17 protein-coding genes, 1 tRNA gene and 1 pseudogene are annotated in these 21,902 nt (G+C 64.6%); 10 read left to right on the forward strand and 9 right to left on the reverse strand.

Translation table 11 applies throughout. The features are described from left to right. Together AB4097_RS05985 and AB4097_RS05990 are read right to left on the reverse strand one after the other, a co-directional pair. A partial coding sequence (locus AB4097_RS05985; RefSeq protein WP_442037699.1) for an IS110 family transposase occupies positions 1-913 on the reverse strand: 913 nt, incomplete at its 3' end. Positions 914-1,077: 164 nt separating this feature from the next. Then, complete coding sequence (locus AB4097_RS05990) at positions 1,078-2,757, reverse strand: ABC transporter ATP-binding protein (protein WP_442037700.1); 1,680 nt, start codon at positions 2,755-2,757, stop codon at positions 1,078-1,080. Positions 2,758-2,934: 177 nt separating this feature from the next. Here AB4097_RS05990 and AB4097_RS05995 point away from each other — a divergent pair, with 177 nt between their 5' ends. Then, entirely contained in the window at positions 2,935-3,561 is a 627-nt protein-coding gene (locus AB4097_RS05995; RefSeq protein ID WP_442037701.1) for a LysE family translocator, read from the forward strand. 11 nt (positions 3,562-3,572) lie between these two features. Here the strand turns inward: AB4097_RS05995 and AB4097_RS06000 are convergent, their stop codons facing one another. The 3 genes and pseudogenes from AB4097_RS06000 to AB4097_RS06010 all read right to left on the reverse strand — a co-directional run bounded on the left by AB4097_RS06000 (position 3,573) and on the right by AB4097_RS06010 (position 7,176). Continuing rightward, positions 3,573-5,969: a transketolase-like TK C-terminal-containing protein gene (locus AB4097_RS06000; RefSeq protein ID WP_442037702.1), complete on the reverse strand. Its 2,397-nt coding sequence runs from the start codon at positions 5,967-5,969 to the stop codon at positions 3,573-3,575. 68 nt (positions 5,970-6,037) lie between these two features. Continuing rightward, positions 6,038-6,948 (reverse strand): annotated as a pseudogene (locus AB4097_RS06005) (AAA family ATPase). A 153-nt stretch (positions 6,949-7,101) separates the two neighbouring features. Further along, positions 7,102-7,176: transfer RNA gene (locus tag AB4097_RS06010), tRNA-Gly, on the reverse strand. A gap of 149 nt (positions 7,177-7,325) precedes the next feature. Here AB4097_RS06010 and AB4097_RS06015 point away from each other — a divergent pair. From AB4097_RS06015 to AB4097_RS06030, 4 genes are read left to right on the forward strand one after another with little or no spacing between them, the layout of a single operon-like run. After that, positions 7,326-7,853, forward strand: coding sequence for a prolyl-tRNA synthetase associated domain-containing protein (locus tag AB4097_RS06015; RefSeq protein ID WP_442037703.1), 528 nt, complete (start codon positions 7,326-7,328; stop codon positions 7,851-7,853). 42 nt (positions 7,854-7,895) lie between these two features. Then, entirely contained in the window at positions 7,896-8,795 is a 900-nt protein-coding gene (trxA, locus tag AB4097_RS06020) for a thioredoxin (protein ID WP_442037704.1), read from the forward strand. 29 nt (positions 8,796-8,824) lie between these two features. Further along, entirely contained in the window at positions 8,825-9,496 is a 672-nt protein-coding gene (locus AB4097_RS06025) for an LON peptidase substrate-binding domain-containing protein (protein ID WP_442037705.1), read from the forward strand. A 25-nt stretch (positions 9,497-9,521) separates the two neighbouring features. Then, entirely contained in the window at positions 9,522-9,743 is a 222-nt protein-coding gene (locus AB4097_RS06030; protein ID WP_442037706.1) for a Trm112 family protein, read from the forward strand. Positions 9,744-9,869: 126 nt separating this feature from the next. Here AB4097_RS06030 and AB4097_RS06035 read toward each other — a convergent pair whose 3' ends face one another. Then, positions 9,870-10,754: an HpcH/HpaI aldolase/citrate lyase family protein gene (locus AB4097_RS06035; RefSeq protein ID WP_442037707.1), complete on the reverse strand. Its 885-nt coding sequence runs from the start codon at positions 10,752-10,754 to the stop codon at positions 9,870-9,872. 68 nt (positions 10,755-10,822) lie between these two features. Here AB4097_RS06035 and AB4097_RS06040 point away from each other — a divergent pair, with 68 nt between their 5' ends. From AB4097_RS06040 to AB4097_RS06055, 4 genes are all read left to right on the forward strand, one after another. Continuing rightward, a complete protein-coding gene (locus AB4097_RS06040) occupies positions 10,823-11,572 on the forward strand; it encodes a DUF429 domain-containing protein (protein ID WP_442037708.1) in 750 nt (249 codons plus the stop codon). A 3-nt stretch (positions 11,573-11,575) separates the two neighbouring features. Continuing rightward, on the forward strand, positions 11,576-12,517 hold the full coding sequence (locus AB4097_RS06045; protein WP_442037709.1) for a threonine/serine dehydratase: 942 nt from the start codon (positions 11,576-11,578) through the stop codon (positions 12,515-12,517). A gap of 14 nt (positions 12,518-12,531) precedes the next feature. Beyond that, the gene (locus tag AB4097_RS06050) at positions 12,532-13,194 is read left to right on the forward strand and encodes a carbonic anhydrase (protein ID WP_442037710.1); all 663 of its coding nucleotides are present in this window, start codon (positions 12,532-12,534) and stop codon (positions 13,192-13,194) included. 316 nt (positions 13,195-13,510) lie between these two features. Then, the gene (locus tag AB4097_RS06055) at positions 13,511-17,863 is read left to right on the forward strand and encodes a beta strand repeat-containing protein (protein ID WP_442037711.1); all 4,353 of its coding nucleotides are present in this window, start codon (positions 13,511-13,513) and stop codon (positions 17,861-17,863) included. A gap of 117 nt (positions 17,864-17,980) precedes the next feature. On the opposite strand, the gene AB4097_RS06060 is transcribed toward AB4097_RS06055, so the two are convergent. Together AB4097_RS06060 and AB4097_RS06065 are read right to left on the reverse strand one after the other, a co-directional pair. Further along, a complete protein-coding gene (locus tag AB4097_RS06060) occupies positions 17,981-19,012 on the reverse strand; it encodes an aspartate-semialdehyde dehydrogenase (protein ID WP_442037712.1) in 1,032 nt (343 codons plus the stop codon). A 269-nt stretch (positions 19,013-19,281) separates the two neighbouring features. Beyond that, entirely contained in the window at positions 19,282-19,764 is a 483-nt protein-coding gene (locus AB4097_RS06065; protein WP_442037713.1) for a GNAT family N-acetyltransferase, read from the reverse strand. 120 nt (positions 19,765-19,884) lie between these two features. Here AB4097_RS06065 and AB4097_RS06070 point away from each other — a divergent pair, with 120 nt between their 5' ends. After that, positions 19,885-20,676 carry a hypothetical protein gene (locus tag AB4097_RS06070; RefSeq protein WP_442037714.1) on the forward strand — a complete coding sequence of 264 codons (792 nt, stop codon included), beginning with the start codon at positions 19,885-19,887 and terminating at the stop codon, positions 20,674-20,676. Here the strand turns inward: AB4097_RS06070 and AB4097_RS06075 are convergent. Continuing rightward, complete coding sequence (locus AB4097_RS06075; RefSeq protein WP_442037715.1) at positions 20,654-21,703, reverse strand: sulfite oxidase; 1,050 nt, start codon at positions 21,701-21,703, stop codon at positions 20,654-20,656. The genes AB4097_RS06070 and AB4097_RS06075 overlap by 23 nt on opposite strands. Between the last annotated feature and the right edge of the window lie 199 nt (positions 21,704-21,902).

A 21,902-nucleotide genomic window follows, 5' to 3' on the forward strand; every position in this document is an offset into this window, starting at 1 on the left:
TGATGGCGTTGAGGATGGTGATGAACTTTCGCATGGTGGCCACGATGGCGAGTTTGAAGGGCTTCCCGGCGGCTCTGAGGCGCTGATAGAACGGAAACAGATGGGGCATGCGGGCCTTGATGGCGCTCAAGGTGGCCATGTAGAGGACGCGCCTGACGGGCGCGCGGCCGCCGGAGCAGAGGCCGGCTCTGGTGATCCGGCCGGATTGTCGGGCATGGGGCGCCACGCCGACAAGGGAGGCAATCCGCTTGGCGGTGATGCGGCCGAGCTCGGGCAGATCACAGAGCAGGATGGTGGCGAGCACCGGACCAACGCCCGGTGTGGCTTTGAGCCGATCGCAGCGCCGTTTGAGGGCTGGGCTTTCGGCGATCTGGGCGTCGATGGCTTTCTCGAGGCGTGCGATATCGGCTTTGATGGCGGCCAGCCGTTGGCTCAGGATGGTGTGGACGAGAGGGTCGAGGGCGAGATCGATCCGGGATTTGTGCTCATTGATCTCGGCCACCAGCTTGCGGCGCAGGCCGGTCAGGGCGCTGAGCCGGTCCCGGTGGGGATCGGGGGTGAAGGCGAGCAGACGGTCGGCGGCCGCGGCCACGTAGTGGGCGATCATGGTGGCATCGATGGGATCGGTCTTGGCGCGGGTCTTCATGGCCCGGGCGAAGGCGCGCACCTGAGCCGGATCGAGAACGAACACCACCAATCCGGCCATGCTGAGCTGGGTTGCCGCCCGCTGCTCATAGCCGCCCGAGGCTTCCAGGCCGACACGGCGCACGCCGGCCTTGATCAGGGTGGCGGCGAGGATCGCCACGCCGGCCTGCGTGTTGGCGGCCCTCAGATGCCGTGACGGGTCGCGCACGAACACATCGAGCCTGTCCTTGGACACATCGATGCCGGCAATGCCATCCTGTGCTATCATTCTGCCTCTCCCKGGCTTGTGATGCGGGCTTGGACGCCCTCTCAACTGTTCGGGTTGGGGAAGAACAAACAGGGCCGCGCTTGACCTCGGCTTCCAACAGCCTGCCCGAAAAAGCGGCCTCCTGTCCGTCCGGAGGAGCCTCACAGCCCCTCCGGACAAGCACTCTAAGCCAAATCCATCAATACAAGCCCGGCCATGACCTCCGCATTGCGCACGGTCGAGAGCCGGTGAGCGATGACCAGGGTGGTGCGGCCCTTCATGAGGCGACGGATGGCGTCCTGGACCAGGCGCTCCGATTCTGAATCGAGGGCGCTCGTTGCCTCGTCCAGCAGCAGGATCGGGGCATTCTTCAGGAAAGCGCGGGCGAGCGAGATGCGCTGGCGCTCGCCGCCGGACAGGCGCCCGCCACCGGGCCCGACGGTGGTGTCGTAACCGTCCGGCTGCCTGAGGATGAAGTCATGGGCCGCTGCGGCCTTGGCGGCCTCAATGATCTCCTCATCGGTCGCATCCGGACGTCCGAAGGCGATGTTGGCCCGGATCGTGTCGTCGAAGAGAATCACGTCCTGGCTCACGACGGCGACGGCACGGCGCAAGCTGGCCAGGGTCACGTCCCGCACATCCTGCCCGTCGATCAGGACGGCGCCCTGGTTGACGTCGTAGAGTCGCGGCACGAGCGACAGGAGGGTCGATTTGCCCGAGCCGGAACGGCCCACCAGCGCCGTGGTCTGGCCGGCCTCGGCCACCAGATCGACGTGATCCAGCGCCACGGCCTCTCCATCATAGGAGAAAGTGAGATTCGAGAAGCGGATCTCGCCGCTTACGAACACGAGCGGCTCCGCTCCGGGCTTGTCCTGGATCCGTGGCGTCTCGTCCATTACCGTGAAGGTCCGGTGGAGAGCCGCCGCCGCCTCCTGCACGATGGCGTTCAGGTTGCCCAGGGCCCGAATCGGCTGCGCGGCCATGACGAGGGCGCTGACGAAGCCGGTGAAGTCGCCAACCGTGCTGTTGCCGGACAGGATACGGTGACCGATGAGCATAAGCACGATGGCGACGGCGATGCCGCCGCCGGTCTCCAGGATAGGGTCCATCCGCCCGCGGGCATTGGCCGCTTTCATCTTCAGGCTGCGAACATCGTCGAAGGTCTTTGCGGCCTTGGCCTTGAGATAGCTTTCGAGCCCATAGGTCTTGGCGATGCGGGTTCCGGCCAGGCTCTCGGTGATGAGGCTCGCCATCAGGCCCGTCTGTTCCTGGGTCGAGATGGCGACCCGGCGCAGCTTACGGCCGATCTTGTCCACCGGATAGGCGAAGAAGGGTGCGATGACGGCCGCCACCAGGGTCAGGACCGGGTCGATCCAGAGCATCGCCGCGATGAGCGCAATGATCGTCGTGACCTCGCGCAGGAACACCGTCGAGAGACGGGTGAGCGCCTCGCGGATGAAGGCGAAGTCCGTGGTGAAGCGCTGGGTCAGGGCGGCCGGGCTCGCGCGCCCGATTTGGGCAAGGTCGGCCTCGATCAGGTGGCCGTAGAGCGCCGTCTGCATGTCGGCCTCGATCCGCGTCACCACCTTGTTGGTGAGGATCGTCAGGGCGAGCAGTGAAAAGCCCTTCACGGACGTGACCACGATCACGAAGAGCGGCGCCAGCATGATCGCCTGCGCGTCCTTGGCATCGAAGGCATCGAAGGCCGCTTTGATCAAGACCGGATAGAGCCCGGTGGCTCCTGAAACCAAACCCACCAGCAGGAGAACCAGGGCGAGTATCTTACGATGCGGACGCATCCAGTCGCGCCACAGGCGGCTGATCAACGGAAGGGTATCGCCCCGGAGGAGGCTCTTGCGGGCCATGCTCTGCCTTAAGAAAGTTCTTATTTCGGAAGGCTCGCGGTTAGCATGCAATGGCCCTGGGCGGCAAATCCGCAGCTCGGCTGAGAATCCGCAGACGCGGGTTTGCCTCCTACTTCTCCTCTCGACAGGGCCTCGGATCCGTGGCTGCATGGCGCGATCATCGCACTGGGACCTGCCATGACACTCGAAACCTGGCTCGCCTTCACGGCCGCCTCCGCCGTCCTGCTCGTCATTCCCGGGCCGACCATCCTGCTGGTCGTGTCCTATGCCCTCGGACAGGGCTGGCGGACCGCCCTGCCCATGGCGATCGGCGTCGCCCTGGGCGATTTCACCGCCATGACGTTCTCGCTCCTCGGCCTCGGAGCCCTGCTTGCCGCCTCGGCCACGCTGTTCACGGTCCTCAAATGGGTGGGCGCCGCCTATCTCGTCTGGCTCGGGATCAAGCTCTGGCGGGCCGGCGGAGCGCTCGATGCCAAGCCCCGCACGGATGCGGCCTCCGCGCTCAGGATGCTGGGCCATGCCTGGCTCGTCACGGCGCTCAATCCGAAGGGACTGACCTTCTTCATCGCCTTCCTGCCACAGTTCATCGATCCGAAGCTCGCCCTTTTCCCTCAGGTCGGCGTCTTCGCGGCGACCTTCCTGATCCTCGCCTTCGCGAACGTCATCACCTATGCGCTCATCGCCTCGCGGGCGCGCAGCGTCGTGCAGAGCCCCCGGACCATGCGGGTGATCAACCGGACCGGCGGCAGCCTCCTGATCGGCGCCGGCATCGCGACGGTGGCGTTGCGGGCGGGGCAGTCTTAAGGCCCGATTTCTCACACCGCTTTCAAATACCGCATGGGTCGTCCTGGTGCGATCATCTCGGCGGCCGCGATGATGCCCTGGGCGTCGATGCCGAAGTGGCGGTACAGGTCCTTGATCGTGCCGGTCTGGCCGAAATGCTCGACGCCGAGCGAGCGCGTGCGGTGACCCATGACCGAGCCCATCCAGGCCAGCGTCGCCGGATGCCCGTCGATCACCGTCACCAGCCCGCAGTGGGGCGGCACGTCGGCGAGCAGACGCTCCACATGGGACCTTGCATGGACGAGCCCGCGCTCGCGGGCGCGCTGCGCGGCCGTCCAACCGGCGTTGAGCCGGTCGGCGGAGGTGATGGCCAGCAGACCGATGTCGCGCCGATCCTCGGCCATGAGTCCCACGGCTTCGATCGCCTCGGGCGCGACCGCTCCCGTATAGGCGACGACCACCTGGGCATTCGGCCCAGGCTTCCTGAGCCAGTAGGCCCCGGCCATGACCTCGTCGGCCAGCTCGGGCGTCATGGATCGCTGCGGCTGCTCGAGGCTGCGGGTCGACAGGCGCAGATAGACCGAGCCGCCGGTCTCGTCGCGCAGCCAGGTCGTCTCGTTCGGCTCACCCTCGCCGTCGCGCTGCATGTAGTCGAAAGCCCAGCGCATGATCACGGCCAGCTCGTCGACGAAGGCCGGCTCGAAGGAGGCGAGCCCGTCCTGCGCCATGCCCACCAGGGGCGTGCCGATGGATTGATGCGCCCCGCCCTCCGGCGCCAGCGTCACGCCCGACGGCGTGGCGACGATCATGAAGCGGGCATCCTGGTAGCAGGCATAGTTCAGGGCATCGGCGCCGCGATAGATGAAAGGATCGTATAGGGTGCCAATGGGCAGGATCCGCTCGCCGAACAGGGAATGCGACAGCCCGAGCGCCGAGAGCACGATGAACAGGTTCATCTCGGCGATGCCGAGTTCGATATGCTGCCCCTTCGGCGAGAATTCCCAGTTGTAGGTCGAGGGAATCCGCTCCTTCTTGAAGGTGTCGACCAGGCTTTCGCGGGCGAACAGGCCACGCCGGTTCACCCAGGCGCCGAGATTGGTCGAGACCGTCACGTCCGGCGCCGTGGTGACGACGCGGGAGGCCAGCGCCTGGTCGGAGCGGGCCACTTCGTTGAGGATGAGGCCGAAGCCCTGCTGGGTCGACATGGCGGGATTGGCCGGGAAGGCGAGCGTCTCAGGCACCGGCACCTTCGGGGCACTGTAGCGGCGCGTGCCCTTCTGGATGAACGGCACCTCGCTCAGGAAACGCTCGATCGCGGCCTGCGGCAGCGCGACACCTTCGAACTTGTCCCATTCATGCCCCGGCCGGACCCCTTGAGTGGCGCGCCACGCCTCCATCTGGGAGGGGGTGAGCATACCGGAATGGTTGTCCTTGTGGCCGGCGAGCGGCAGGCCGAAGCCCTTGATCGTATAGGCCAGGAAGCAGACCGGCCGGTCATGCTGCCGCGCCTTCTCGAAGGCGTCGAGCAGGCTCGGCAGATCGTGCCCGCCGAGATTGGACATGAGCCGCGCCAGCTCCTCGTCCGAACGCTTTTCGATGAGGCGGGTGACCGGCCCCTGGTCGCCGAGATCGTCCAGCAGGCGTTTCCTCCAGGCGGCCCCACCCTGGTAGGTCAGGGCGGAATAGAGCTGGTTGGGGCAGGAATCGATCCAGGCCCGCAGACGGTCGCCGCCGGGCTCCTGGAACGCCTCCTGCATCAGGGAGCCGTGCTTGAGGATGACCACGTCCCAGCCGAAATTGCGGAACAGGGCTTCGAAGCGCTCCCATAGGCCCTCGCGAATCACCGCGTCCAGGCTCTGGCGGTTGTAGTCGATGATCCACCAGATGTTGCGGATGCCGTGCTTCCAGCCCTCCAGCAGGGCCTCGAAAATGTTGCCCTCGTCCATCTCCGCGTCGCCCACGAGCGAGATCATGCGGCCTTCGGGCTTGTCCTTGGCCCAACCATGGGCCTTCACGTAATCCTGCACGAGGCTGGCGAAGAGCGTCTGGGCGACGCCCAGGCCCACCGAGCCGGTGGAGAAGTCGACGTCGTCGATGTCCTTGGTGCGGGACGGATAGGATTGCGCGCCCTTGTAGCCCCTGAAATTCTCCAGCTTCTCGCGGGTCTGACGGCCGAAGAGATACTGGATGGCGTGGTAGATTGGGCTGGCATGGGGCTTCACCGCCACCCGATCCTCGGGCTTCAGCACCGAGAAGTAGAGCGCGGTCAGGATCGTCGACAGGGAGGCGGAGGAGGCCTGGTGTCCGCCGATCTTCAACCCGTCCTCGTTGGCGCGCAGGTGGTTGGCGTTGTGGATCGTCCAGGTGGAGAGCCAGAGCACCTTGCGCTCGAGTTCCTTCAAGATGCCCAGGTGCCGCGCGTCCGCCATGTAACTTTCTCCAGAATCGGCCTGATTGTAATGGCAAGCTGGCCCAATGCGAGCCCCAAAGCCCACCGCTATTCGTCGATATCGTCTTCGGTGAAGTCGCCGCTCAGGCGCAGTCCCTCCATCCAGGTCTCACCCTTGCGCTTGATCACGCGCCGCGGCCGCGCGCCACCATGCCGGGCGAGGGCGTCGGCCAGGATTTCGGAATGGGTGACGAGCCAGATCTGCGTTCTCCGGGACGCGTTGACGATCATCCGGGCCAGAGGCTCCAGAAGATTGGGATGGAGGCTCGTTTCAGGCTCGTTGAGGGCGATGAAGGGCGGGAGCCGATAGGACAGGAGCGCGCCTGCGAGAGCCAGGAAATGAAGCGTACCGTCCGACAACTCGGAGGCCTGGAAGACGCGCTTGGGATAATCGGGGAAGACCACTCCGAAGCTGGAATGGCGGTCCGGGCTTGGGATCACGAGGCGCGCGCCGGGAAAGGCATCGTCGAAGGCCTGGTCGAGATCGACCGTGTCGCCCCGGATGTGGGCCAGGGTCGCGAAAACCGCCGCCAGATTCGAACCGTTGGAGGCAAGCGTCGGCGACGTTACGGCCAAGGCGGGGCTTCGCAGGGGAGAGGCCGCATCCGTGCGAAATCCGTGGAAGAAGCGCCATTCCAGCATCGTCCTGCGGGCGAGATGCAGATCGGGGAAGGCCGCGGCATCCTGCAACGAGCCGAGTGCCGTCTCGATGAGTCCGGCGTGAAGCGTACGCTTCACGCCGGACTGCCCGCCCAATAGACCGAGTCGAAACCACCCTCCGCCGCCAGATCGTGCGTGAGCGTGCCGGCAGCCGATGATTGCAGGAGCTGCAAGGCGCGGTAGAGATTTGTCTTGCCCATTCCATTCGCGCCGACGAAGACGGAAAGGGGCTCGACCGGAAAGCGGATCAGCCGGAGCGAGCGGTATCCGGCGGCAAAGACGTCTTGGATCGCAAGCATGGGGCAGAAGGTCGGAAGGGACAGTGGCGCAAGGCACCATCTTGGGCCGCACCCTGAATAGATGCAACCTTGTCCAGAGACGTAAGCACGGCCCAAAACGAAAAGCCCGCCGGATGGCGGGCCTTCGTACACCTCTCGAAAATCGAGAGAAAATGGAGCGGGCGAAGGGATTCGAACCCTCGACCCCAACCTTGGCAAGGTTGTGCTCTACCCCTGAGCTACACCCGCGCTCCGCGATGCCGTGGCATCGTTGCGAGGCCCGTGATGTGCCCCAAAACGCGGCGTATTGCAAGAGGGGCATGCCGATCTTTTCGCCGTGGCCCTTGAGCCTGCTTCATCCGGTCGCTAGAACCCGGGCTCGCACGGAGGTTGGAAGCTTGGCCCATCTATCTCCCCGGGACCTCCTGGATCGCCTGTCCTCGCTCGGCATCAAGACCGAGACGGTGGAGCACACGCCCGTCTTCACGGTGGCCGAATCGGCATCCGTCAAGGAACAGATCCCGGGAGCCCATTCCAAGAACCTGTTCGTGAAGGACAAGAAGGGCCGCTTCTTCCTGATCTCGGCCAAGCACGACACCGCCATCGACCTCAAGCGCACCCATGAGGCCATCGGGGCCTCCGGCCGCCTCTCCTTCGGCTCGGCCGAGCAGCTGCGCGCCCTGCTGGGGGTCGAGCCCGGCTCGGTCACCGCCTTCGCGGTGGTGAACGATACGGAAGGCAAGGTCACGATGGTGCTCGACGCCAATCTCATGAACCACGAGCGGGTGAATTTTCATCCCCTGGTCAATTCCATGACCACCGGGGTCTCGCGGGAGGATCTGCTGGCCTTCCTGCGCGCCACTGGGCACGATCCGCTTATCCTGCGCCTGCCGGAGCCGCCGGCGGAATTGCCAGACGACGCCTGAGCTCCCATGTAAGGAGCGTTCTTCTCACCTTTCGAGGATCGCATGCTGTCCGATACCCCCGTCCCCTCCTCCGACGACCTCGTGAAGGACACCACCACGGCGAATTTTCGCCAGGACGTGCTCGCCGAATCCATGCAGCAGCCCGTTCTGGTCGATTTCTGGGCGCCCTGGTGCGGCCCCTGCAAGCAGCTCACTCCCATTCTCGAAAAGGCCGTGCGCGCCGCCGGAGGCAAGGTGAAGCTCGTCAAGATGAACATCGACGAGCATCCGCAGATCGCCGGCCAACTCGGGGTGCAGTCCATCCCGGCCGTCTTCGCCTTCCAGCGCGGGCAGCCGGTGGACGGCTTCATGGGTGCCCTGCCCGAGAGCCAGATCAAGAGCTTCATCGAGCGCCTCGTCGGACCGCTCGGGCCCGGCGCAGCCGAGGAAATCATGGCCGAAGCCGACCGTCTGGCGGCCGAGGGCGACATCGGCGGGGCCGCCGAGCTCTACTCCGCCGTACTGGCCCAGGACCCGGAGAACGTAGCGGCGCTTGCAGCCCTCGTGAAGCTGCACGTGGAGGTGAGCGACCTGGAAGGCGCCAAGCGCTTCCTCGCCATGGCGCCGGCGGCCAAAGCCAACGATCCGGCCCTCGCCGGCGCACGGGCGGCGATCGAGCTCGCCGAGCAGGCGGGATCTCTCGGTGATCTGGCGGACCTGCAGCGCAGGGTCGAGGCCGATCCGACGGATCATCAGGCCCGCTTCGATCTGGCCGTGGGCCTGAACGCCCTCGGGCGGCGTGAAGAAGCTGCCAATCACCTCCTTGAAATCGTGCGCCGCGACCGCAATTGGAACGAGGACGGCGCACGCAAGCAGCTCGTCCAGTTCTTCGAAGCCTGGGGCCCGATGGACGCGATGACGCTGGCAGGGCGGCGGAGGCTCTCCTCGCTCCTGTTCTCTTGACGCTGTCCAACGCGGTTTAGGAGATCGGGATGGGAATGAACGCGGTATACCGAGGGCCGGAGGATTGCCCGTCGGTCATCCCCGTTTTCCCGCTCCCCGGCGCCCTTCTCCTGCCGCGTGGGCAGATGCCGCTCAACATCTTCGAGCCGCGGTACCTCGCGATGGTCGACGAGGCGCTGAAGACCGGCCGCATCATCGGCATGGTGCAGCCGGATGCGGACAACGACCCGCAGGCGAGTGTGCCGAAACTCTACCGGGTCGGCTGCGCCGGCCGCATCACGCAGTTCGCCGAGACCGGCGACGGGCGGTATCTCATCACGCTCATCGGCATCGGGCGCTTCCGCATCGAGGAGGAGCTGCCGGCGATCAACCTGTTCCGCGAGTGCCGAGTGACGTTCGAGCCGTTCATCAACGACTTCACCGCCCGCGCCGGCGAGAACGCCGTCAATCGCGCCGGCGTGGTGAAGGCCCTGCGCGACTTCGTCAACGCGGTGCATGTGAAGGTCGACTGGCGCGGCATCGAGGAAGCCCCCAATGAGGCTCTCGTGAATGCTTTGTGCATGATGAGCCCCTTCGGCGTGCGCGAGAAACAGGCGCTGCTCGAAGCGCCCGACCTGAAGAGCCGGGCTGAAGTGCTCATCGCCCTGACCGAGATCGAGCTCGCCCGAGGCAGCGCCGGCTCCGACTCGACCCTGCAATAGGCAAGTTTACCTTAGGAATAACCCGATGGTTCCGGATACCCTTCAGCCCGAGACGCCCCAGCCCGTGGAGGCGACGCGGATCGACCCCAAGCTCTTGGAGCTTCTCGTCTGCCCGCTCACCAAGGAAACCCTCGAATACGACGCCGCCCGCCAGGAGCTGATCAGCCGCCGCGCCAAGCTCGCCTACCCGATCCGCGACGGCATCCCGATCATGCTGCCGGAAGAGGCGCGGCAATTGGCGGATTGAGCTCTTTCTGAATCGCAGCTTCTCGGAATACCCGATGTCATGACCGGCCTTGTGCCGGTCATCCCGCTTGTTTGAAGTGAGGCGCCTCTCATATCGAGATCTCCGGCACAAGGCCGGTGATGGCGTCTATGCAGTTTGCTTTGTTATCGCCAGCGCCAGCGCCAATGTGCGCTTCGCCATCTCCGCATGAAGCCGCTCAATCATGCGGCCATTGAGGCTGATGGCGCCCTTGGCCATGTTCTCCGGCTGATCGAAGGCTGCCACGATGGTGCGCGCGGTCTCGATCTCATCCGGTGAGGGCGCAAAGATCTCGTTCGCCACCGCGATCTGATCGGGATGGATCAGCGTCTTGCCGTCGAAGCCGCAATCGCGGCCCTGCTCGCATTCGGCACGAAAGCCGTCGGCATCCGACAGGGTGTTGTAGACCCCGTCGAGAATGTCGATTCCATGCGCCCGCGCGGCGGCCAGCGCGGTCATCAGCCAAGGCAGCACCGCAGCGCGCCCGGGCAGCAGACGGGTGCGGGTGTCCTTGGCGAGATCGTTGGTGCCCATGACGAAGCAGTCCAGCCGGGTGTCGACGTCGCGAGCCGCGCTCGCGATGGATTCAGCCCACAGAATCGCAAGCGGAGTCTCGATCATGGCCCAGATTCGGGTGCGCTCCGCGGCACCGAGCTTGCGCAGGCGCAGGCCCACCGCCGCGAGCGTTTCGACCGAGGACACTTTCGGCACGAGGATTGCATCGGGAGCGGCTGCAACGGCCGCCACCAGATCGGCCTCTCCCCAGGGCGTCTCGAGCGCATTGATGCGGATCACCAGTTCCCGCCTGCCATACCCCCGAGCCTGAACGGCCGCACAGACCTGCTCGCGCGCCTGCATCTTCAGATCGGGCGCGACCGCGTCCTCCAGGTCGAAGATCACCACGTCGGCGGCCAGTGTCTTCGCCTTCTCGATCGCGCGGGTATTGGATCCGGGCATGTAGAGGGCGCTGCGGCGCGGACGAATCGGGATCATGGCTTTTTCCTCAAGCGACAGATTGGTTGTAATGCTGGCGCGAATGCCAGCAAAGGAGAAGCCGAGCGATGTGGGTTGCAGGGGTCGATGGCTGCCGGGCCGGGTGGATTGCGGTCCTGATGCGGGCGGATGATCCGGACATTCACCGCATCGTGACGGCACCGACCTTCGAGGCCATCGCCGATGCGCCGGAGAGGCCTGGGCTGATCGCCGTCGACATGCCTGTCGGTCTGCCGGACCGTACGGCAGGATCGGGCCGCCTGCCGGAGCAGCTGATTCGCCCGTTGCTCCGCGAGCGGCAATCCTCCGTCTTCGCCATTCCGTCGCGCCGCGCCGTGGAGGCGACGGAGTATGGAGAAGCCTGCGCGGTGGCCGCCGCAACGTCTGATCCGTCCCGAAAGGTATCGCGGCAGGGCTTTGCCATCTTCCCGAAGATCCGCGAGATCGACGCGTTGCTGCGCGCGCGGCCCGATCTGATCCCGCGCGTTTACGAGGTGCATCCCGAACTTGCCTTCTGGGCTCTGAATGGAGGCCATTCGCTCGACCAGCCGAAGAAGGTGAAGGGGACGCCCTACGGACCGGGCATGGCGCTTCGACGCGACCTTCTAAAAGGATCCGGGTTTCTTCCCGGCAGCCTCATCGATGCGCTGCCGCCTCGCGGAGCAGCGCAGGACGACCTTCTCGATGCACTTGCGGGGTTGACCGTGGCGCTGGATCTCGCGAGAGGTGGAGGACAATCCTTTCCCGACCCGCCCGGCCGTGATGCGCACGGCCTGCCGGTCGCCATCTGGACGCTCCGCAAGCAGCCCCAAGGTTGAGCCATGCCGATCACCCGCGCCGATATCGAAGCGGCCCATGCCCGCATCGCCCCCCATATCCGCCGTACCCCCGTCCTGAACATGGGCAGCGCCTTCGGCCATGACGGGCCGGTGAGCCTGAAGCTCGAATTCCTGCAGCATGCGGGCTCCTTCAAGACCCGTGGCGCCTTCAACACCCTGCTGTCGAAGGAAGTGCCCGCGGCCGGCGTCGCGGCCGCGTCCGGCGGCAATCATGGGGCGGCCGTGGCCTATGCGGCGAAACAGCTCGGCGTGAAGGCTCGCATCTTCGTGCCGGAGATCTCGAGCCCCGCCAAGATCGCCGTCATCCGCTCGCACGGCGCCGAGGTGATGATCGGCGGCGCACGCTATGCTGACGCTCAGGCCGCCTGCGATCTCTACGTGGCGGAGAGCGGCGCCCTGCGCATCCATCCCTTCAGCGCCGAGAGCACCGTGATCGGCCAGGGCACGGCGGCGCTCGAATGGGAACAGGATGCGCCCGCCCTCGACACCGTCCTCGTGGCGGTGGGCGGCGGCGGCCTCATCAGCGGCGTGGCGAGCTGGTGGGCCGGGCGTGTGAAGGTGGTGGGCGTCGAGCCGGAGGGCTCGCGGGCGCTCCATGCCTCGCTCGAAGCCGGGCAGCCCGTCGACGTGGAGGTGGATTCCGTGGCGGCCGATTCGCTTGGCGCGAAGAACACTGGCGACCTCGTCTATTCGATATGCCGGGACACCGTCGATCACGTGGCGCTCGTCACGGACCCGGCGATCCGCGATGCGCAACGGCTGCTCTGGCGCGACTATCGCATCGCATCGGAGCCCGGCGGAGCGGCGGCACTGGCGGCCCTCGTCTCGGGGGCCTATAAACCCCGCTCAGGCGAGCGCGTCGGCGTGCTGCCGTGCGGCGCCAATGTTGAGCTCGCCAAGCTTGCCGAGATCACCCATCCTTGAAGGGAAGGACGCCCATGTTTCCGCAACGTCTGACCGAAGGTTACCGCGCGTTCCTCGATGACCGCCTTCCGCGCGAGAAGAACCGCTATGAGGCACTGGCCGAGAAGGGACAGTCGCCCGAGGTCATGATCATCGGCTGCTGCGACAGCCGCGTCTCGCCGGAGGTCATCTTCGATGCAAGCCCCGGAGAGATGTTCGTCGTCCGCAACGTGGCGAACCTGGTGCCGCCGTTCGAGACGGGCGGCGATTACCATGGCACCTCGGCGGCGCTCGAATTCGCCGTGCAGGCGCTGCGCGTGAAGCATATCGTGGTGCTCGGCCATGCCCGCTGCGGCGGCATCCGCGCCTTCGCCGATGATGCGGCGCCCCTGTCGCCGGGCGATTTCATCGGCCGCTGGATGAGCCTGATCAAGCCTGCGGGCGACCGCCTGGGGCCGCATGACGGAAATCTCGAAGAATATCTGCCGCGCCTGGAGCTTGCCGCCATCGAGAACAGCCTGCGGAACCTGATGACCTTCCCCTGCGTGCGCATCCTGGTCGAGCGCGGCAAGCTGCAGCTCCACGGCGCCTATTTCGGCGTGGCCACCGGCAAGCTGCTGGTGCGCGATCCGGACACGGGCGAGTTCAAGCCGGTGGTCGAAGACGTGAACGTCAAGACAACGTTCCGTTGCAGCTAGAGCATGATACGCAACTCACGCTGAGCACAGCGTGACGCTTTCGATCCTGAGCCTGCTCAGCGAAGCTTTTGCTCTGCCGCCTTCCCGGGGTGAGGGTCGGGGTTGTGTTGCCAGATTCTCGAAGGTTGGCTGTTATCAATTTGCGGGGATGCAAACGGAATTTGCTTTCCTGCCGAATGCCTTTCGAAGGCGATTTTCGATGACATTACAGTAGTTTGAGCCAAAAGCTAAGCTGTCAGAAAGGTTAACGAGATAGTTTAGACATTGACCAATTTTTGTAACGCAATAACCTCTCATAAGACTGGAGATTATTGCTATGCCCATTGACTACATCACATATACCGAAACGTCAGAGATATGGACCGCTACGGACAATCATACGATCGTCACGGAAACCGGCCAGATCGTCAGCCTGTCCGACAACGGGATAGCGCTAAGCGACGGCATTGCTACCGACGTCACTGCCTCCGTTTACGGCTTCGTCTCCGGTCAGATTACCGGCATTAACTACGAGACATCCAACGCGACGATCCATGTCGGTTCCACCGGACGCGTTCACGGCGGCACAACAGGTGCCGCGGTCGCGCTCAATGGCGTGGTCGAGAACGCCGGACAGATCATCGGCGATGTGAGAGGTGTCTTTGTCGGCAACACGGACGCTTCCATCGTCAACACCGGTTCGATCTACGGTCGGATCGGTATTCAGACCAGCGTGAAGGAGTCGGAGAATACATTCGATGCGGACCGAACCCAGGTCAGGAATTCCGGCACGATCACCGGCGAGACCCTCGGGCTTTTCCTTCACCGCGAAAGCCACGTCATCAATGAAGGGTTGATCCAGACTCTCAACGGTCCCGGAAGCATCGGTATCAAATTCGAGACGCAAGCGGCGACGGACGACAAGCCCGCCGCCATTGCCTCGCTGGTCAACAAGGGCACCATCATCGCTGAAACAGCCATCGAGGGCGGCGAAGAACGGGAAACGATTCGCAACCAGGGTCACGTGGAAGGCCGGATCTCGCTCCTCGCCGGCAATGACCTCTACGACGGGCGCGGCGGCACGGTTTCGGGCGTGGTCGATCTCGGCGCCGGAAACGACATGGCCTATGGCGGCGACGGCGTCGAGACGCTGGTCGGCAATGCCGGCAACGATTCGCTTTTCGGCGAAGGTGGAGATGACAGGCTCATCGGCGGCGTCGGCATCGATTATCTTGACGGTGGCGACGGCGCCGATCTCCTGGCTGGTGGCGCAGACGACGACACCTACGTGGTCGACCATGTGAACGACATCGTGATCGAGGACGCGGATGAAGGGACCGATCTCGTCCGCGCGTCGATTTCCTACGTGCTCGGCGCGAATGTCGAAAACCTGATCCTCATCGGCAGCGACAGCATCAACGGCACCGGCAACGAACTCTCCAACAGCATCATCGGCAATGCCGGCGACAACGTGCTCGACGGCGGCGAAGGGGCCGACGAACTCGAGGGCGGGCTCGGCAACGACACCTACGTCGTCGACGATGCCGCCGACATCGTCGACGAAGAGGCGGGCGAAGGCACCGATACGGTGCGCGCTTTGGTGTCGTATACGCTCACCGACAACGTGGAGAACCTCGTCCTCACCGGCACCGGCAATATCGCGGGCACCGGCAACGCGCTGGCGAATGCGATCACCGGCAATGCGGGAAGCAATATGCTCGACGGCGGCACGGGTGCCGACATTCTGTCCGGCGGCGAGGGCAACGACACCTACATCGTCGATCATGCCGGCGACATGGTGGTGGAGCGGGCCGGTGAGGGCACCGATACGGTGCGGGCCTCCCTTTCCTATGCACTCGGCGCCAACATGGAGAACCTCGTCCTCACTGGAACGGACGATCTCAGCGGCATCGGCAACGCCCTGTCCAATGCGATCACCGGCAATGCAGGAAACAACCTTCTCGACGGCGGAGCCGGTGCCGACGTTCTGACCGGCAGCGACGGCAACGACACTTACATCGTCGACGACGTGAACGACGTTGTGACCGAAGCGACCGGCGAGGGAACCGATACGGTGCGGGCCTCCGTGTCCTATGCGCTCGGCGAGAACGTGGAGAACCTCGTCCTCACCGGCACCGGCCATCTCAACGGCACCGGCAATGCACAGGCGAATGCGATCGCCGGCAATGCCGGCGACAACCGCATCGCGGGCGGTGCGGGCGACGATCTGATCGACGGCGGCGCAGGCCAGGACACGGCCGTGTTCTCCGGTCTCCTGTCGCAGTACACGATCGCCCGTAACGCCAACGGCACGCTCACCGTCATGGACAACATGGATGGTCGCGACGGCACGGATACGCTCAGGAACATGGAGTTCCTGAGCTTCGCGGACGGCACCATTGCGCTGCCGACCCAGGCTCCTGGTGCTCCGATCACGCAAAGTTCCGTGAGTCCGATCAACGAGAACGCGGCCCCGTTCACCGTGGTCGCAAGCGTGCAGTCGCCGGGTCTCTCGGCCGGCGCCGCCACCTATTCGCTCGTGTCCAACCCCGGCAGCAAATTCGCCATCGATGCCGCAAGCGGCGTCATCACTCTGGTGGGTGCCGTGGACTATGAGGCCGGCAGCTCCGATCCGGATCTCCAGGTCGAGAACCCCGGTACGGCGCTGGAACGCAAGTTCTATCTCCTGACCGTGAAGGCGACGGAGACCCTTACCAATTGGTCGTCGGTGGAGACGCCTATCAAGGTCTACGTCAACAACGTGAACGAAGCGCCCACCAACTTCTTCCTCGATGGCTTGACCACCATCGGCAAGACGGCTCCGGACGGCACCGTGCTCGGCACGCTGCATGCGACCGATCCGGACGGCGACAGCGATCTCATCTTCGCCTTCGACAATTCTGGCCAGGGCGGCACGAGCGGCGCCGGCAATGCGGGCGGGCGGTTCAAGATCGAGAACGGCCAGTTGAAGGTGGCAGCCCTCACGGACATCACGAAAGCCGAGACCTACACGATCACTCTCAAGGTCACAGACAAGAACGGCGGCCCCGGGTCGGTCTCGACCTACAAGGATTTCCGGATCACCGTAACGCCCGATGCCGACAACGCCGCGCCGACGAAGCCGATCGTCGTTCAGAACACCGTGACGGAACTCGTCGAAAACGGCGGGCCGGTCGCGATGGTGGCAACGATCCAGTCCAACGACGATCATTTCGGCGGCACGACGCTGTCCTACGAACTCGTCAGCAATCCGGGCAACCTGTTCTCCATCGACCCGGATACCGGCGTCATCTCCTTCGCCGGCGATGCCAATTACGAGGCCGGGAATATCGGGCTTCAAACGGAGAATGCCAACACGCCCAACGAGAAGAAATACTTCGAGGTGGTGGTCCGCGCCCGCGAGAGTGGCCCGAACGGACTGACCTCGGCCAGCACGACCATCAAGGTCTATCTGAAGGACGTGAACGAGGCACCGACCGGTGCGACCTACGCGGTCAATGCGGTGGCGAAGGATGCCCAGGCCGGCACCACGGTGGCGACCCTCCAGGGCGTGATCGACCCGGACACGCGGTCTGCTTTCCGCACCTATTCCTACGCTCTCGTGAATGGCGACGGAACTGCCTATACGGGCGACACCTTCACGGTGGATCCGAACGGGGCGATCAAGGTCGGCTCCGGCGGCCTGCCCGATGTGCTCGCTCCGACCGTCGTTCAGGTCTTCGTCAAGATCACGGATCAGAGCGATCCGACCCTGACTGTCACGAAGCAGGTCGATTTGACGGTCAAGCCGATCAATCACGCTCCGTCCGATGTGACGCTGTCGAACGCTGGCATCCGCGAATTGTCTGCGACCGGCGACTTCGTGGGCACCCTGGGCGCCGCCGACCAGGATGACGGTGAAACATTCACCTATGACCTCGTCGACTCTGCCGGCGGTCGCTTCAAGATCGTCAACGGGCACGATCTCGTGGTGGACAACGGATTCCTGCTCGATTTCGAGCAGGCGCAATCGCACACGGTCAAAGTGCGGGTGACCGACAGCGCGGGAGCGTCCTTCATCAAGGACATCGCTATCGGCGTGATCGACTGGAATCCCGAATTTACGGCCGGCTCAACCGCCAACGACGTGTTCTACGGCGGCGCCTTGAACGATGCGCTCTCCGGCAATCTCGGCAATGACCGCCTGTTCGGCGGAGCGGGCAACGACATCCTCTCGGGCGATGCTGGCAACGACATCCTCTCGGGCGGCGCCGGCAAGGACACGCTCACGGGTGGCAAATACTCGAAGACGGACCCGAACAAGGATGCCTTCCTGTTCGATTTCAAGGTGACCAAGAGCAGCTACAAGCAGCACATCGACAAGGTGAAGGACTTCCAGGCCAAGTACGATGCGTTCTACTTCGACGATGCGGCCTTCAGCAATGCGGCCATCGCCAAGCACCTGAAGGGCAAGAGCGCCTCGCTCGACAAGCCCATCGCCATCAAGAAGGGCTGGTTCGCCCTCGGCGAGTCCAAGCAGGCGGACGACTTCTTCATCGCCAAGAAGGTCAATGGAAAGACCTACAAGCTCTATTTCGATGCCGACGGCTCAGGCACGAAGCAGAAGGCCCTGGAGATCGCCACCGTCACCTATGACCCCAACAAGAAAACCGGCGGCGACATCACCTACAAGGATTTCTTCTTCGTGTAGCGCATCGGATCAATCCGGGGAGCCGCTGCACCCAGATATGAAAAGGGCCGCCATCGCATGCGATGGCGGCCCTTTCTATTCACGCGTTGCGACGGGACAAATGGCGGCCGGTTATCGTCAGGCTGCCTGCTTCTTCGGCTTCAGCAGGCCGCGATTGGCCATGGCTTCGGCGATCTGCACGGCGTTGAGCGCCGCGCCCTTGCGCAGGTTATCGGAAACGCACCAGAAGGACAGGCCGTTCTCGACCGTGATGTCCTCGCGGATGCGGGAGATATAGGTGGCATCCTCGCCGGCCGCCTCGTGGGGCGTGATGTAGCCACCGGGCTCGCGCTTATCGACCACCATGATGCCGGGCGCCGCCCGCAGGATGTCGCGCGCCTCGTCGGCCGTGATCGGGTTCTCGAATTCCACGTTCACCGCTTCCGAGTGGCTGATGAAGACCGGGACACGCACGCAGGTCGCGGTGAGCTTGATCTTCGGGTCGAGAATCTTCTTGGTCTCGGCCATCATCTTCCACTCTTCCTTCGTGTACCCGTCCTCCATGAACACGTCGATGTGCGGGATCAGGTTGAAGGCGATGCGCTTGGGGAACTTCTTCTCCTGCACGTCCTGCAGGGAATAGAGCGCCTTGGTCTGGCGGTCGAGCTCGTCCATGCCGTCCTTGCCGGCGCCGGAGACGGACTGGTAGGTGGCGACGACCACGCGCTTGATGGTGGCGCGGTCATGGAGCGGCTTCAGGGCCACGACGAGCTGGGCGGTGGAGCAGTTCGGATTGGCGACGATGCCTTTCTTGATGTCGCGCAGCGCCTCGGCATTCACCTCCGGCACCACCAGCGGCACCTCGGGGTCGTAGCGCCAGGCCGAGGAGTTGTCGATCACGACCGCACCCTGGGCGGCGATCCTGGGCGACCATTCCTTGGAGACCTCGCCGCCAGCGGACATGAGGCACAGATCGACGTCGGAGAAATCGAAGGTGTCGAGGGCCTTCGTCTTGAGCGTCTTGTCGCCGTAGGAAACTTCCGTCCCCTGGCTACGGCGGGAGGCCAGCGCCACCACCTCGTCGGCCGGGAAGGCCCGCTCGGCGAGGATGCTCAGCATCTCGCGGCCCACATTGCCGGTCGCACCGACGACGGCGATCTTGAAACCCATTGATCTTCTCCTGTTGTCGCTCTCCCCGGAAGTGTGAAAACCCTATTCGGGTGCTGCCTCTCGCCCCGACGGGAGAGAGGACCGGGGACGACGAGGCTTATTCGGCCGTCGTTTTCACGGCCGTCGTGGCGGTTTTCGTTTTGCTCGTCGTGAGAGTGAGCAGCGCCATTGCCATCGTCCATCCAAAAGCCCGATCCGGGCTTCGATACGCAGCCAGCAACACACCAAAGTCACGCTTTCGTCAAGCATTTCCTTGGTATCGCAGCGCCTCAATCCTCCGACAGCACGTCGGTGGAGAGATTGAAGCGGTAGAACACCTTGTCCATCCGTTCGCCTCCGAGACGCTCGTAGAACGCCTGCGCCCGCATGTTGGTGCCTTCGGTCGTCAGGTCGATCCGCGAGAGGCCATGGGTACGGGCGTAATCGGCGAGCCACCGCATGAGCCCGGCGCCCACGGCCTGCCCGCGGGCTTGCTCGTCGACGAAGAGTTCCTTGACGAAGAGTAGGCCTGAGAGCCTGAAGCCGGGCCGCAGCACCGCGAAGCAGGCGAGGCCCACTGGCTGGCCGTCCCGAGAGGCAAGGGCATAGCGCGTGCCTTCCGCCTCTCGCATGGAACGCTCGACCATGGCCAAGGTCGGCTCGAGAGGCAGGGCGACCTCCGGACCGGCGTAATAAAGGTCCAGGGCCCGGACCAAGGCGGCGACCTCGGGAGCGTCCTCCTGGGTAGCAAGGCGAATGGCGATGGGGGACATGAGGGCACTCGAGCCTGTTAAGCTTTGATTTACCTTGCTTAGCAAAACCTTTCGAACCCTGGCCAGTGTCACGGTAGAACATGGTGATGACGTGATCAGCAGGGTTGATTGGTTCGAGCGATGGCGCGGGCGGTTTATGCCGAATGGGATGAGGACGATGTCGCCGAATGGGTCGACGAACGCCCCGCTCGTCGCCTGCGCCGCAAGCCCTTGACCTGGCTGCGCATCGTCCTGATGTCGTCCTGCAGCATCGCCGGTCTGGTCTATTTCGCCCTTGAGCAGGAGCAGGCGACGCGCCCGACAGAGCACCAGAAGGAGGTTCCCTCCTCGGTTCTGGTTGCCCCTGCCCCGGCCTGGAGGCCCCTGCCGCCTTCCCCGGCGCCCTATGCGCTGACCGGCGCGTCCGGTTCCATCACGTTGGAAGCGCGCGAGCATACGAACGGAGCCCGGGAAGACACTCTGGTCCTCGGGCGCTTCGGGGACTTCCGCTATGCGCAGGTGACCCTTGTGCAGGGCACGGCCGAGACCGCAGGAAGCTTCTACATCGACACCGTTCGGCGGGCGGCACGCTCGGGCCTCGCGGTGGCGCATCAGGGCCAGAGCCGCATGATCGAGACCAAGTTCGGCCCCGTGGAAGCGGCCCCTCTCACTTTGGCGAACAAAGGCGAGCAGACCTGTCAGGCCTTCCGCCTCCCGGATGCGGCCGCCGAATTCGGCTTCCAGGGCTGGCTGTGCGGATCCTCCGCGCCGGACGAGGCGCAGCTCGCCTGCTTCATCGACGGCATCGTGCTGGCGGGAGGCACGAACCCTTCCCTCAAAGCCGTCTTCGCCCAAGCCGAGCGCAAGCGCACGGAGGGCTGCGGGCAAGGCGCCCGCACCGCCGCGGCCATCAGACCTCCGGCCCGACCGTGATCGCCACCTGGTGCATGACGTTGCAGCCGTAACCGTTCGGATTCCAATTGGCCGCGTGGAAGGGCTGAGCGCGCCCTTGTGAATCTGTCGCCCGGGCAAAGATCTTGTAAGAGCCGTCGCCGATCAGGGGCAGCGATACATGCCAGCGCACCCAGTCGTAGCGGTTGCGCGGCGGCGTCATCGCCGCTTCGATCCAGGTCGCACCGCCATCGAGGGTCACATCGACACGAGCCACCATATCGTCGCCCGCCCAGGCGGCGCCTCGGACCTCGATGGAGCGCGTGCCTTCCGGATAGCGCCCGCCATCCGCCGGTGCGGTGACGATGCTGCGCACAGGCATCGATTCGAGGATCCGCGTTTCCACGCCTCGCCCGTCCGCACCCGGGGCCAAGGGATGGACCGGCAGCCGGTAGGACAGGCCGGTCATGCCCGGCCCATCATGCTCCCGGTCGCGGATCCAGACCCGCGTGAGCCATTTCTGGCTCAAGGAGCCCGGCCAGCCCGGCACGATGAGACGAAGAGGCCCGCCATGAATGAACGGCAAGGGCTCGCCGTTCATGGCCCAGACGAGGAGCGTGTGCTCCTCCAGGGCCTTGGCGATGGGTACGCCGCGCGACATGGCCTGTTGCTCGTGGCTTCCATGCTTGTCCGGATCGGCGCCGAAATGTCCCGTGAACAGGCCCGTGTCCTTCAGGCCTGCCGCTCGCAGCACGTCGCCCAGCGAGACACCCGTCCATTCGGCACAGCCGGCGCCGCCATTCGTCCAGGCATTGCCTTCGGCCTTGGGCTCGAAGAAGGAACGCCCGTTACCGCCGCATTCGAGCACCATGCGGAAGGTCTTGTGCGGGAAGCGGCTCTTGAGTTCCGCCAGGGTCAGGCGAAGCGGATGCTCCACCTCGCCGTCGATGGTGAAGGTCCAGGCTTCGGGATCGTCCGCCGGCCGCGGTAGAAGGCCGTTGTTGCGCACGAAGAACCTTGCGATCGGCGTCGTCTCGTCATCGAGCAGCTCTTCAGGCGTTTCGGCCACCAGCGGAGTCTCGCCCAGAAGACTCAAACCCTTTTTTGCCGATAGTGCGAAACCAACCTTGGGTTTATCCTGCATCGGCTGTCGCCCTCCTCACCTCGCGGTGAACGTCACGCTTAGACGGAACCATTTTAACGGCCTCGCCTTGTTCTGACAGTGTTTGCATGTGTTGACGGCGCACAACAGCAGGTCAATGCGCCAT

Origin of the sequence: Microvirga sp. 2MCAF35, from assembly GCF_052115545.1 — a bacterium.
GTDB lineage: Bacteria > Pseudomonadota > Alphaproteobacteria > Rhizobiales > Beijerinckiaceae > Microvirga.